Genomic DNA, 13161 nt, shown 5'->3' on the forward strand with positions numbered 1-13161 from the left:
GAACGGCTGGTCGGAGTCAGGGAGACATCAGGGATCTTCCCTCCTCCCTCCGTTCCCTCCGGTGCCTATACTGGCGCAGGTTTCCGTGTTCTCGGACGGGCCCAGGACTTCTCAGGGGGGACGGGTGATCGACCAGTACGTCACCGAGCTGAACCGGGCGCTGCGCGGCCCCCGGGCGGCCAAGGCCAGCCTGCTCACCGAGGCCCGTGACGGTCTGGTCGACGCGGCGGACGCCTATGAGGAGAGCGGCCTGGACCGGGAGAGCGCCGAGCGGAGCGCCGTCGCCGACTTCGGCCCCGTACGGACCATCGCCGCGGAGTACCAGTCCGAGCTGGGCGTGGCCCAGGGGCGGCGCACGGCGGTGCTGATCTGCGCCGTGATGCTGCTTCAGCCCGTGGCGTGGCGGGTCGCGCAGCTCCTCGCGGGGGAGGGCTCCGGCGGACAGAGCAGCCACGGCTACGAATTGGCCGGCACGGCGGCCCGCTGGTCCGGCGGAATCGCCATCCTCCTGGGGCTCGCGGTGCTCTTCGCGACGGGCACGGGAGCGCGTTTTCTGGGTGCCCAGCGTCTGCTCACCCGGGTCACCGGCTTCTTCGCCTTCGCCGTCTGCGCCGTCTTCGCGGTGCTGGGGGTGGTGATGACGGTCTCCAACCCGGCCACGCACTCCCTGCTGAGCCTCACCGGGCTGCCGGGCACGCTGCTGCTGCTGGGTGTCCCGCTCGCCGGCATCGGAGTGGCGGGCCGCCGCTGTCTGAGCTGGGTGCGCGCCGGCTCGTAGGGTCCGCGCCGGGCGCGCGCCGGCTCGCGGGCCGTCGTTGGCCGGCGCCCGGCCCGCCCGTCGCCCGGGTCACGGCCGGCCGCCGGGAAGCCGCGGCGCGGCGCGCGGGACGGAACGTATCTCCTGGGGCGCGCGACACGACCGGACCCTGAACCCGGAGCACAGCCCCGCCCCCCGCCCCGGAGGCACAGCGGGCCCCGGGCCGTGCCCTCAGGCGAGGGCGGTGCCCGGGCGCAGCACGCCCTCCACCACCGCGGCGAAGTCCCGCCACTCGGCCCGCTCCGTGGCCAGCGCGCGGGTGCCCGCCTTGGTCAGCTCGTAGGTGCGGCGGCGGCGCCCGCCGACCATCCGCCACTCGCCCTGGACGTACCCGGCTCTCTCCAGTCTGCGCAGGGCCGGGTAGAGCGATCCGGTGGGCAGTTCGAGCGCTCCCCCGCTGCTCACCTGGATCGCCTGCATCACGGCGTAACCGTGCAGGGGCTCCTTCTCCAGCACCGCCAGGATCAGCCCGTCGAGGTGCCCTCTGAGCGCATCAGTCTTCATGTAGGCAATCTACATGGTGTGCTACGGTCGGCAACCTACATGTAGACAGCCTATTCACTCAGGGAGAGCAGGGGGGTCGAGCCACCATGGCAACGTCCGAACGGGGTCCTTCCGCACCACCGGACCCCACGCGGGAGGAGCGGCCGAGCGTCTTCGAGCGCCTCGCCCTCGTGTCGTACCAACGGCGCTGGTGGGCACTGGCGGTCTGGGTCGTCGCCCTCGTGGTGGTCAGCGTGGGTTCGCAGGCGGTGGGCGACAGCTACCGCAACGATTTCCGGCTGCCGGGCACGGAGTCCCAGAAGGCCCTGGACGTACTGAAGGACCGGGCCCCCGACCAGGCGGGCTCGCCCGTGCAGATCGTGCTGCGCGCGCCGGACGGCCTCGCCGGGGCGGACACCCGGTCGCGGGTCGAGTCGATGCTCGACGAGATCGGCAGGGTGCCGCATGTCGTCGGTGTGCTCAGCCCCTACGAGAGCAGCGGCACGATCTCCCGCGACGGCACCATCGGGTACGCCACGGTCTCCCTGGACAAGCAGTCCGAGGACATCCCCGTGGCCGACGCCGAGAAGCTCATCGAGACCGCGCAGAAGGCCGAGACGGACGGGCTGCGGGTGGAGCTGGCGGGTGACCCGATCCGCGCCGCCCAGAGCGGCGACAGCGGTTCAGCCGAGGGCGTGGGCATGCTCGCGGCCCTGGTGATCCTGGTGCTGCTCTTCGGCTCGGTCCTCGCCGCGGCGCTGCCCATCGTGATCGCCGTCTTCGCCGTCGGCACCACCCTGGGGCTGACCGTGCTCGCCTCCCATGTGGCCACGGTCGCCAACTTCACGGCACCGCTGATGATGCTGGTCGGCCTGGGCGTCGGCATCGACTACGCGCTGCTGGTGTTCTCCCGGTTCCGCGGCGAACTCATCGCCGGCGAGGACCGGCGGCAGGCGACGGCGAAGGCCATCGACACCGCCGGGCGCACCGTGTTCTTCGCGGGGTGCACCGTGATCGTCGCCCTGCTCGGCCTGGTCGTCCTCGGTCTGGGCTCCATGCAGGGCATGGCGGTGGCGGTCGCGCTGACGGTCCTGCTGACCATGGTCTCCTCGCTGACTCTGCTGCCCGCCCTGCTGGCCATCGCCGGGGGCCGGATCGAGAAGGGCATCCGGCGCCGGGCCGCGAAGGGCCGCACGGCGGACGGAAAGCTCTGGAGCCGCTGGTCGGCCGGTGTGCAGCGGCGGGCCTGGCTCGCCGCCGTGGTGCCGCTCGCCGCGCTCGTGGCGCTCTGCGCACCCGCCCTGGACATGCGGCTGGGGTTCGCCGACGCGGGCACGCATCCGCCGGAGACCACCGCCCGCCAGGCCTACGACCTGCTCGCCGACGGCTTCGGCCCGGGGTTCAACGGCCCGCTGATCGTCATCGCGGAGGGCGGCGGCGAGCGCGCGGCCGAGCGGGCGCGGACGGTGCTGGACGACACCGAGGGGGTCGCCGCGACCCTCCCGCAGGGCACGCGCGACGGGCTGTCGACGCTCATCGTCTTCCCCGCGTCGGCGCCTCAGGACGCGGCCACCGACGAGCTGGTCACGCGGCTGCGCGGCGAGGTGCTGCCGGCCGTGGAGGCGCAGACCGGCGCCACCTTCCTGGTCGGCGGGAGCACCGCCGCCACGCAGGACTTCTCCGGGGCGGTGGCGGACCGGCTGCCGCTGTTCGTCATCGTGGTGGTGGGCCTGTCGATGCTGCTGCTGCTCCTGGTGTTCCGCTCGCTGCTGATCCCGGTCAAGGCGGCGGTACTGAACCTGCTCAGCGTCGGGGTGTCCATGGGCGTGGTGACCCTGGTCTTCCAGAACGGCGCGCTGGGGGCGCAGGAGGGACCCATCGAGTCCTACGTCCCGGTGATGATCTTCGCGATCGTCTTCGGTCTCTCCATGGACTACGAGGTCTTCCTGCTCGCCCGGATGCACGAGGAGTGGGAGCGCAGCCATGACGCGGCGCTGGCCATCCGGCACGGCATGGCGACCACCGGCCGGGTGGTCACCGCCGCCGGCGCGATCATGATCGTGGTCTTCGGGGCCTTTGTGCTCAGCGGGGACCGGATGCTGGCCCAGTTCGGTCTCGGGCTCGCGGTCGCCGTCTTCGTCGACGCGGTGATCATCCGGTGTCTGATCCTGCCGGCGCTGATGCAGCTGTTCGGCTCGTACGCCTGGTGGCTCCCCCGGGGACTCGACAAGCGCCTGCCCCGGCTGGCCCTGGAGAAGCCCTGAGGGTCCGCCGGCCCCGGGGGTCCGCGCCGCCCCGGCGCGGCAGGGCCCCCGGGGCCGGCGGCCGGCCGTGGCCCGGCGCACGGCGCCGGCGGATTCGTTGAGGACACATCGTGGCACCCCCGAAGAAGTACTCGGACCAACTGAGAGCGGACGCGGTCGCCCGCTGGCGGAGCATGGACCCGCGTCCTCCCATCGCCCATCTGGCCCGTGAGATGGGCATCCATCCCGAGGCGCTGCGGACCTGGATACGCGCCGACGAGACCGAGCGCGGCGAGCGGCCCGAGCGCCTCTCGCGCGCCGACGCGGAGGATCTGGTCCGGCTGCGCAAGGAGAACGCGCACCTGCGCTGGCTGGTCGAGGTGCTCACCGCGGCCGGCGCGGTGTTCGCCGCCGAGGTGCTCCGCACACGCGAAGCCGTGGAGGACTGACCGGATTTCAGCGCCCCGCACCGTGGAGCCGCCCCTGCCGGGCGGCTCCACGGCCATGACCGGCGGCGGCGCCCCGCCACCGCGGCCCACCGCCCGGGTGCGCCGCCGCCCGGGTGCGAACCCCACCACTTCTCGACCAGAAGTCGAGCCGCCGCGCACAGGATGGGCCCTCCCATAAGAAGAACGGTACCGAAGGGGGACGGTCCACATATGGGCAGGCGTTGGCTACCGCAAAGGCGGCGGAGAAGCCTTTTTGCCGCTTTCGGGCACTACCTGTCAGTCGGTGGACAGCATATGGCGGTCAACCTCACCGGATTCCTGGTACCACTGGAGTACCACTGGCAGACACCCGCCCATCGACACGACCCGGACCAGGGGCCGGCCGGCCCCGCACCCGGGGGCGGCCCCGACGGGCCGGGCCCGGGCCATCCCGAGCGGCTGATCCCGCATGTCCCTCCCACTCCGGAGGAACACATGCTCTGGTCACAGCTGCGCTGACGCGCCAACAGCACATCGCTCGCCCGACCACCGGGTGATGCGCCGGGGGCACCACCGGGTCTCCCGCGGCCCGCCCATCACGCGGCGGACCCCTCCGCGGCAGGACCCCCCGCGCACCGCGCGGAGCAGCATCTCTCCACGGTACGACTGTTCTGTCTGCGGCTGGTGGGTCCCCCGTTACTTGTCGGCGGATTCCCCCTGCTGCATGATGGCGAATCAAACCCTCCTGGTGCCATTACAGGAGACAGGAAACAGCGCGCGAACACATAAAAAACGGGGGCACAGAATGGCTTGTCGCTTTGCATGCGAATCGGCCGTGTCACGGTCACCGCAGTGCATTCACGATCTCGGCCCACACGCGGCAGGACCGTCGCCCCGCGTCTGAACAGCGTGGCCCCGGCCCCTCGGGGGCAGGCCCGCTTGACACGCACAGCTCCATGCGACAAACAACCGTTTCCGAGACAAAGGTGTACGGAACATGCATGTAAGGCTACTGGGGCCGCTGTCGATCCGTGTGAATGGCAAGAACATGACTCCCACGGCACCGAAACCCCGCCGGGTTCTGGCGCTGCTGGCCACATCGGCGAACCAGGTCGTTCGCAATGAGCAACTCATCGAAGAGGTGTGGGAGAGCAGACCACCCAGGAGCGTCACCACCACACTCCAGACCTACGTCTACCAACTGCGCAAATCCCTCGACCTGGCCATCGCCCCGGAACGCTCGGGACTGCGGCCGGAGAGCGCGCTGCGCACCTTCGTCGGCGGCTACATGCTGACCCTCCCCGAAGGGGCCCTGGACTCCCAGGTCTTCGAGCGGCTCGCCCAGCGCGGCCGGGTCCAGCTCACCGCGGGCCGGGTCCACGAGGCGGCGCGCACCCTTCAGGAGGCCCTGGAGCTCTGGCAGGGCCCTGCCATGGTGGACGTCAACCCGGGGCCGGTGCTGCTCTCGGAGGCCCTGCGGCTGGAGGAGATCCGCAAGAGCGTCCTGGATCTGCGGATCGACGCGGATCTGCGGCTGGGGCGCCACCACGAACTGCTCGCCGAGCTGATCAAACTCGTGGCCGCCCAGCCGACCCACGAGGGCTTCCAGGCCAAGCTGATGGTGGCGCTGTACCGGGCGGGCCGCCGCTCCGAGGCGCTGCAAACCTACCAGCGGGCGCGCCAGCGCCTGGTCGACGAGTTGGGAGTGGACCCCTCGGCCACACTCCAGCGGCTCCAGCGGGCCATCCTGGCCGGCGAGCTGGAGACCACATCGCCGGGCCAGGACATGGCCGGTGTCTCCTCCGGCGCCGGTGCTCCGGTGGGCGAGATACGCTACTGACCACCCGCGCCACCGAGCGCACGACACCCGTGGGGTGCACCGCATTCGGGGCAGGCCGGGCTACATGCCCTTCAACCCGTGTGCGGTGGCCAGCGCGACCACGAGCGAACCCGGTGCGATGCGCCCCTGGGCGCATGCCCGGTCGACGGCCACCAGGGCGGCGGCGGCACTTGTCTCCAGCGGCAGCCCGGAGCGCCGGAGCCGCTCCGTTCCGGCGCGCACCTCCTCGTCGTGGACCACGACCGCGTGGCCCCCGGAGCGCCGTACGGCCGCCACCGCCTGGAGCGCCACGTTGTTGCCCGCGAGTGAGGGCATGGCGGTGGTGCTCCCGGGGAAGTGACCGTGCGGGTCGGCGCCGTCGAGCACCGCGGCCACCCGGGGGAACGGCTCGACCAGGCAGAGCCTCGGGACGGCGCCCTCCCCGCACAGCTCACGGAAGCCCAGGAAGACCCCCCACACCAGGTCGCCGCGGGAGGCCGGCACCACCACCCAGTCGGGCAGCCCGCCGCCGAGATCGGCGACGATCTCCTCGGCGACCGTCTTGTAGCCCTCGATGCCGAAGGGGCTGCTGCCCACCGGGGGCAGCGAGAAGTTGGTGACCGGCAGCACCGTCTCCGAGGCCCGGTACCCGGCGAGGTGCTCCCAGCGCTGTCCGGCCGACGGGAAGGAGACGACCGAGGCGCCGAGGTCGCGCATCAGGGAGACCACCCGGGCGGGCGTGTCATCGGTGACGGCGATCTCGCAGCCGAGCCCGGCCCAGCCGCAGTAGGCGGCGAGCGACACCCCCGCGTTGCCGGAGGAGGCCGCCGCCAGGGCTCCGTACCCGGCGTGCAGGGCACGGGCGACGGCCACCGCGCTGAAGCGGTCCTTGTGCGAGCCGGTGGGGTTGGCCCCCTCCCACTTGAGCCGCAGATCCACGTCCGCGCCGCTGTGCCGGGCGTCGGCGCGCAGCAGCGGGGTGCCGCCCTCGCCGAGGGAGTGCGTCAGCCGGTACGGCAGCCGCACTCCGCTCCGGCCGGAGCGGAGTGCGGCCGGCGCCGGGGTCACCCGGCCGCCGGTGGTCCCGGCCGCTCCTGCCGCGCCTGTCGCGCGGATCTGTTCGGCGTCCTCGGCATAGACGCAGACCAGCCCGGCCGGAGTGCCCGCCGCCCCGCAGGAGGGGCACCCCTCAAGGTGGTCGGCCACCGGCAGCACCCGCCCGCAGCGCAGACACTCCAGACCGCTCAGCGCGGGATTCCCGATCACCCGATGCGAGGCGGCCATGTCAGCCGATCACCGTGAGACGGCGTTCCAGGGTGGTCAGCAGCCGGTTGCCGTCGGCGGTCACCACGAACGGGTCCTCCACCTGCACCGCGCCCAGGCCGAACTCGTAGTAGGGCGTCTCGAAGTTGACCACTGTGCCGTCCTCCAGAAGGTCGTCGTTGTCAGGGGTGATGAGCACCGGATCGTAGATCTCGACCCCGATGCCGTGCCCCACGTGGTGGCGCCGGTAGTGCGGTACGCCGGCCGCGCGCACGGCCTCCACCACCAGCTCGAACAGTTCCTTGCCCGCCATGCCCGGGCGCGCCTCGGCCAGCGCGCGCTCCTCACCGGCGACCATGGCCGCGTGGCAGAGGGCGAGCCGCTCCGAGGGCTCGCCCAGGCTATACAGCCGGGCGATGTCCGACCAGTACCCGTCCAGGACGCACCCGACGTCGAGCCAGAGCGAGTCGCCCCGGCGCAGCGGCCGGTCCCGCGGGGCCCGCTGGCCCGCGACGCCGTCGCGGCCGAACTTCACCAGGGTGAACTTGGGCCGGGCGCCCCCTATGACCACGGTCCGCTCGAACTCGCGGACCAGGTCCTGTTCGGTGACCCCGGGCCGGGCGATGGCGGTGACCGCCTCGATGCCGCGCTCGGTGAGCGCGGCGACCGCCTCCAGCCGCCGGATCTCCTCGGGCGTCTTGACCTTCCGGGTCCAGCGGAGCACCGCCGCCCCGGCGGTGATGTCCGCCCCCGGCGCCGCCTCCGCGAGCGCCTGGAGGAAACCGTGCGGCACCCCCTCCTCGTCGACGGCGATCCGGGCACCCGCGAGGCCCGCGTCGCGCAGCGTACGGACCAGTCCGTCCAGCGCGGTGTCGGGGGCGGGACCGTCGACGGCGATCCGCCGCAGCGCGGCCTCCTCCTCGGTGAACCGGACGCCCTCTCCCGTCTCGCGGTGGAAGGTGCCGTAGCCGATCGCGGAGTCCAGGGCGGGCAGGATGTCCAGGGCCTGGTCCGCGTCGCAGCGCGAGGTGACCAGCCGCAGCCGCTCCGGCCGGTCCCGGGTGACCACGGCGAGGAACTGGCCGCTGTGGGGGAAGACTTCGAGCGCGACGCTCGCGACTCCGGTCAGGTAGTAGACGTTCTCGTAGGTGGTGGCGACCACGGCGTCCAGCCCCAGCGCGTCCATCCGGGCGGTCAGTCGTTCCAGGTTGGCGGGCATCTCCGCGCTCCCTCTGCTCGTCGGGGCGGCCCGCCCGTGCGGGGGCCGGTCGGGGGCCGTGGACGCCGGGGGCCGGTCGGGGGCCGTGGACTCCGGGCGCCCGTGCGGGGGCCGGTCGGCGGTCACGGGGCGCGCTCCCCCGCCGGGCGCGCCTCCTCCTCGCGCACCGCCGGGCAGACCGGGTCGCGGGCCGCCTCGATCAGCGCGTCCAGCGAGGTCAGGCCGGCCTTCTCGATGGTCTGCAACAGGCCGCGGGACCAGAGCCACTCGTCATCGAAGGTCTCCCCGAGGTAATTGGCGCCGCTGTCCGCGGTCACCACCACGATGCGGCGGTCCGGGTGGTGGTGGGCGTGGTGGAGCGCCCCGAACAGGGCTGCTCCCGCCGACTCGCCCACCAGGACGCCCTCGGTGCGGGCGAGCAGCCGGCAGGTGGCGAGCCCCTCGTGGTCGGCCACCATGTGCACCCGGTCGACCACGCCCCGGTCGAGATTGCCGGGCTGCCAGCCCAGCCCGATGCCCCGGGTCGCCCAGGGGCCCTGCGGGTAGCCGAAGGTGGAGGAGCCGATGACGTCCACACCGACCGTCACCACATGCGGACGGGCGCGCTTGACGGTGGTGGAGATGCCGCTGATGTGGCCGCCGGTGCCGACCGCCGTGACGAGGGTGTCGAACTCGGCGTCCCGCAGCAGCTCGTGCCCGGTGATCTCCTCGTGCGCCCGCGGGTTGACCGGATTGTCGTACTGGTCGGGCCAGAAGGCCCCGGGAATGCCCTTCACCAGTTCCTTGACCCGCTCGATACGCGCCCCTTGCATGGAGCCCTGGGCGTCGGGGTTCTCGATGACCTGGATCTCGGCGCCGAGCGCGGCGGCGTATCCGAGCATGGACCGGGGCGCCTTGCGGTCGACCACCAGGATGACCCGGTAGCCGCGGACCACCCCGATCAGCGCCAGCGCCTTGCCGAGGTTGCCGGAGGTCGACTCCACGATCGTGCCGCCCGGGCCGAGCAGTCCGTCGCGCTCGGCCTGGAGGACCATCGCCAGCGCCGACCGGTCCTTGATGCTCCCGCCGGGGTTCGCCCCCTCCAGCTTGACCAGGATCTGCGCCCCGTTGACGGACCAGCGCCGCAGCCGGACCACCGGGGTCCGCCCGATGGTGTCCAGCAGGCTCTCTCTAATCATGGTTCGACCTCACAGGCTCGGGTGTCCGTCGGCGGCGCTCCGGCTGGCATGGCGGCTCACAGGGCGAGCCGCACCCGGTAGTGCTCCAGCCACAGATTGAGCTGGAGGATGAACTCGACCCCGGCGCGCGCCATCCGGTCCTTGGCGAGGCGCCCCGGCTGGTCGACCAGTCCGGCGGCGGCGGCCAGGTCGGTGAGCGGCAGCACGGGCGCCTGCGGGTCGGCCAGCAGCGCCTTGAACTCCTTCAGGAGCCGCAGCGGGTAGTCGGGGTCGTGGCTGATCGGGGTGGCGCTGCGCGGCCGGCGGGTCACCTCCTCGGGCAGCAGCCCGGCGATCGCCTCCCGCAGCAGGCCCTTCTCGATGTCGCCGTGGCGGTGCGTCGCCGCGGGGATGTTGTAGCAGTATTGGAGCAGCTCGGGGCTGTTGATGGGCGAGCGGACCTGCATCCCGGTGGCGGAGAAGATCGAGGAGTCGCCGCGGAACTGGGTGAGCACGAGATGGGCCACCGTACGGGTACGGCGGGCGTCCGCGTCCTCCTCGGGGAGGTACTCCACCGGGGCGACGGCGTCGGCGTAGGTGTCGGCGTAGTAGGCGGGCAGGTCGAGGGCGGCGAGCAGATCCTTGCCGACGAGCAGGGTGCCGAAGCCGTTGACGGCGCCGTGCCGCTGTGCGAGCGCGAGCCAGGGGAAGGTGCCGGAGTTCACCAGGCCGGGGTCGTTGCACCAGGTGGCGCCCCGGAAGGCGTTGTCCGAGCCGAGCCCGGTGAACACCACCTTGTGCCCGTCGGCCGCCACCTGCTGGAGGAAGATCTGCTGCCAGGCGTCCATGTCGTAGATCCGGGTGGGCACGTCCTTGGCGCGCAGCATCGACAGCCGGACCACCGGATCGAGGATGTCGGTGGCCTCCAGCCGTACGACGTGGTGCAGCGTGTCCACATGGTCGGCCACCATCCGGGCGTACGGCTCGTCCCTGCTGGTGCGCATGGCGTCCGAGTGGAAGGCGTCGTGGGCGTAGTCGATGGTGTAGCTGCTCAGCCGCCCCCTGCCGAGGCGTTTCAGCTCACCGGCGACCAGCGCGGTGACGGCGGAGGAGTCCACTCCGCCGGAGAGGGTGACGGCCGCGTGCGACGGGTCGGACGGCACGCTGCCGGCGGTGGACTCGTCCAGCATGGCGCGGATGCGCCGGACCGTGGTCTCCAGGTCGTCGGTGTGCGGCCGGGTCTCCAGCTTCCAGTAGGTGCGGCGGTTCCAGCCGGCGCGGCTGAAGACGGCGATCTCCGCGGGCTCCACCTGGGAGAACCGCTGGAAGAGCGGTCCGGTGGGCACCGCGTGGCAGATGACCTCGCGCAGCCCGGCGGCGTCCACCACGGGCCGGACCTCCGGATGGAGCAGCAGGGCCTTGCGCTCGGAGCCGAAGACCACGCCGGTCGGGGTCTCGGTGAGGAAGAGCGTCTGACCGCCGAGCTGATCGCGCGCCAGCACCAGTTCCTCGGTGCGCCCGTCCCACACGGCGAGGGCGAACTGTCCGCTCAGCCAGGGGATGAACTCGGTGCGCCACTGCCGGTACGCCGCCATCAGCAGCTCGGCGGAGGCCGCTTCGGGCGGCACGGGGCGGCCGGCGCCGCGCAGCCGTTCGCGCAGCCGCGCCAGGCCCCCGGGGGCGCCCGCGAAGCAGAGGACGATCTCCCGGCCGTTCTCCTCGGCCACCACGGGCTGACGGTCGTCGCCGTCCTCCACCACGAGCGCGCGGTGCCCCAGTGCGGCGCGCGGCGAGGTCCACACCGACTCGCCGTCCGGTCCCCGGTGGGCCAGTGAGCCGGTCATCGCCGTGATGACCGGTCGCTGCAGTGAGAGATTCCGCGAGAAGTCGATCCAGCCAACGAGACCCGACATGTGTCCGCCCTTCGACGCGTGCTTGACGGCCGGACCGCGACCGTCGGTGCCGGTGCGGCGCCGGCTCCGGAGCCATGGCCCACACGGTCGCGGCGGGGACTCGAAGGTGGATCGCGGTCGGCTGAAGAGCCGGCGCGCGGGTGAACGAAGGGGATCGTAACTAGACTGTCTACATGTAGAGAGCCTAGACTGGGGGTGGCAATCGAGCGGCGCGCCATCGAGCGCGCCGGTAAGGAGCGTCCGATGGCCATGACGGACACGCACCGGAACAGCCTGCGCAATCTGCCCTGGATACTGATCGCCGCACTGGGCGCGTTCGGGCTCATCCGGCCGGTGCTCAGCATCGTCGGCGCCTATGACTCCGGACCACTGGAGAAACCGGTCGGGCCCGTGCTGTTCACCGCCCTGATCGCGGTGGTCTGGGTGGGCACCGTGGTGGCACTCCGCACCCCCAGGCCGGTGCCGACCCTCCTCTTCACCGGGGTGGCCTACGGCGCCTTCGCGATCATCCTGAATCTGGCCCTGCAACCGTTCCTGGACGACGCCGACGCGGTCCCGGTCATCGGATCGATCGGCATCCTGGTCTTCAACGCCGCGCAGGGCGCGGTGCTCGGCCTGGTCGCGATGGGTCTCCAGCGGGTGCTGCGCCGCACCGGCGACTGACCAGCGCCACGGACATGAGCTGCCCCTGACCGAGCGCCTCGCCGAACTCGACGACGAGTACGGCGTCCTCGAATACGGCGACAGAACCGTGGACCAGATCGATGCCGAGGTCACCGCAGAAGCCCGTCGCCTCACAGCCCCCGCCCGGGGCCGGGGCTGTGAGGCGACGGGCGGCAGGAGCAGCGGCAGGACCGGCTGACCGGACTACTCCCGCGCGGGCGGGCACGGACAGGGAGATCAGCGAGCAAGCCTCCCCATCCGCTCGTTGCCGGCCACGGCCCGGACGATGTCGGGGGGACCTTCGCCGTCCACTCGACGCGGTACGCGCTGATCACGTCCCCCACCACGCGCGGGGACTCCCCGCCCTCGCGGCGGAACACAGACTCTGCGGCCGAGCCACCGAGCGCACAAGGACTACCCGTGGGCTCAGATCGCGCGCCGACGAGTCTCACACGCCGCGCCGGTCCGTACACGTGAGACCGACGTACGGAAGGCTGGCGCCATGCGAAAACTGATCTACGGCATGAACCTGAGCCTGGACGGCTACATCGCCGCGCCCGGCGACCACATCGGCTGGAGTGTGCCGAGCGACGAGCTGTTCCAGTTCTGGTCCGACCAGTTGCGGGCGACCGACCTGTCGCTGTACGGGCGCAGGCTGTGGCAGACGATGAGCTCCCACTGGCCGACCGGCGACCAGCAGCCCGACGCCACCCCGGCGGAGATCGAGTTCGCGCGCCGCTGGCGGGACATGTCGAAGGTGGTGTTCTCCTCGACGATCGGCAAGGTCGACTGGAACACCCGTCTGGTCACCGGCGACGCGGTCGCCGAGATCACCCGGCTCAAGGCCGAGGACGGCGGCCCGATGGACATCGCCGGCGCGACACTCGCCGGGGCGGCCATGCGGGCAGGGCTGATCGACGAGTACGTACTGGCCACCGCGCCCGTCCTGGTGGGCGGCGGCACGTCGTTCTTCACCGCGCTGGACAACTGGGTGAACCTGAACCTGGTGGAGACGCGGACGCTTCCCGACGGCGTGATCCTGACCAGGTACGAGACGAGACGCTGAGCGTCGGGCGACTCCGCGCGGGCGGGGCGTTCAAGGAGAGCGCGGGCCCGGAGGTGCCGCCGTCCGGCTGATGGGTGCGGGGCTGGCAGG

12 protein-coding genes are annotated in these 13161 nt (G+C 72.2%); 7 read left to right on the top strand and 5 right to left on the bottom strand.

The window, feature by feature from the left end; genetic code table 11:
- Positions 1–124: 124 nt before the first annotated feature.
- A complete protein-coding gene (locus tag ACWCRA_RS20575; protein WP_451068237.1) occupies positions 125–778 on the top strand; it encodes a permease prefix domain 1-containing protein in 654 nt (217 codons plus the stop codon).
- A gap of 210 nt (positions 779–988) precedes the next feature.
- Here the strand turns inward: ACWCRA_RS20575 and ACWCRA_RS20580 are convergent, their stop codons facing one another.
- Complete coding sequence (locus ACWCRA_RS20580) at positions 989–1321, bottom strand: PadR family transcriptional regulator (protein ID WP_351558708.1); 333 nt, start codon at positions 1319–1321, stop codon at positions 989–991.
- 86 nt (positions 1322–1407) lie between these two features.
- Here ACWCRA_RS20580 and ACWCRA_RS20585 point away from each other — a divergent pair, with 86 nt between their 5' ends.
- From ACWCRA_RS20585 to ACWCRA_RS20600, 4 genes are all read left to right on the top strand, one after another.
- Entirely contained in the window at positions 1408–3564 is a 2157-nt protein-coding gene (locus ACWCRA_RS20585) for an MMPL family transporter (RefSeq protein ID WP_451068238.1), read from the top strand.
- Positions 3565–3674: 110 nt separating this feature from the next.
- Positions 3675–3992, top strand: a complete 318-nt coding sequence (locus ACWCRA_RS20590) for a transposase (protein WP_451068239.1) — start codon at positions 3675–3677, stop codon at positions 3990–3992.
- A gap of 294 nt (positions 3993–4286) precedes the next feature.
- On the top strand, positions 4287–4490 hold the full coding sequence (locus ACWCRA_RS20595) for a DUF6059 family protein (RefSeq protein ID WP_351558713.1): 204 nt from the start codon (positions 4287–4289) through the stop codon (positions 4488–4490).
- A 478-nt stretch (positions 4491–4968) separates the two neighbouring features.
- The gene (locus ACWCRA_RS20600; RefSeq protein ID WP_351558714.1) at positions 4969–5811 is read left to right on the top strand and encodes an AfsR/SARP family transcriptional regulator; all 843 of its coding nucleotides are present in this window, start codon (positions 4969–4971) and stop codon (positions 5809–5811) included.
- A gap of 60 nt (positions 5812–5871) precedes the next feature.
- On the opposite strand, the gene ACWCRA_RS20605 is transcribed toward ACWCRA_RS20600, so the two are convergent.
- From ACWCRA_RS20605 to ACWCRA_RS20620, 4 genes are all read right to left on the bottom strand, one after another.
- Positions 5872–7074: a pyridoxal-phosphate dependent enzyme gene (locus ACWCRA_RS20605; RefSeq protein ID WP_451068240.1), complete on the bottom strand. Its 1203-nt coding sequence runs from the start codon at positions 7072–7074 to the stop codon at positions 5872–5874.
- Position 7075: 1 nt separating this feature from the next.
- Positions 7076–8272: a M24 family metallopeptidase gene (locus tag ACWCRA_RS20610; RefSeq protein WP_451068241.1), complete on the bottom strand. Its 1197-nt coding sequence runs from the start codon at positions 8270–8272 to the stop codon at positions 7076–7078.
- A gap of 122 nt (positions 8273–8394) precedes the next feature.
- Positions 8395–9450, bottom strand: a complete 1056-nt coding sequence (locus ACWCRA_RS20615; RefSeq protein ID WP_351559839.1) for a PLP-dependent cysteine synthase family protein — start codon at positions 9448–9450, stop codon at positions 8395–8397.
- A 56-nt stretch (positions 9451–9506) separates the two neighbouring features.
- The gene (locus tag ACWCRA_RS20620; protein ID WP_351559840.1) at positions 9507–11342 is read right to left on the bottom strand and encodes an asparagine synthetase B family protein; all 1836 of its coding nucleotides are present in this window, start codon (positions 11340–11342) and stop codon (positions 9507–9509) included.
- Positions 11343–11591: 249 nt separating this feature from the next.
- Here ACWCRA_RS20620 and ACWCRA_RS20625 point away from each other — a divergent pair, with 249 nt between their 5' ends.
- On the top strand, positions 11592–12005 hold the full coding sequence (locus ACWCRA_RS20625) for a hypothetical protein (protein ID WP_451068242.1): 414 nt from the start codon (positions 11592–11594) through the stop codon (positions 12003–12005).
- Positions 12006–12507: 502 nt separating this feature from the next.
- The gene (locus tag ACWCRA_RS20630) at positions 12508–13071 is read left to right on the top strand and encodes a dihydrofolate reductase family protein (protein ID WP_451068243.1); all 564 of its coding nucleotides are present in this window, start codon (positions 12508–12510) and stop codon (positions 13069–13071) included.
- Positions 13072–13161: the final 90 nt, after the last annotated feature.

Source organism: Streptomyces sp. NPDC001889, from assembly GCF_053594535.1.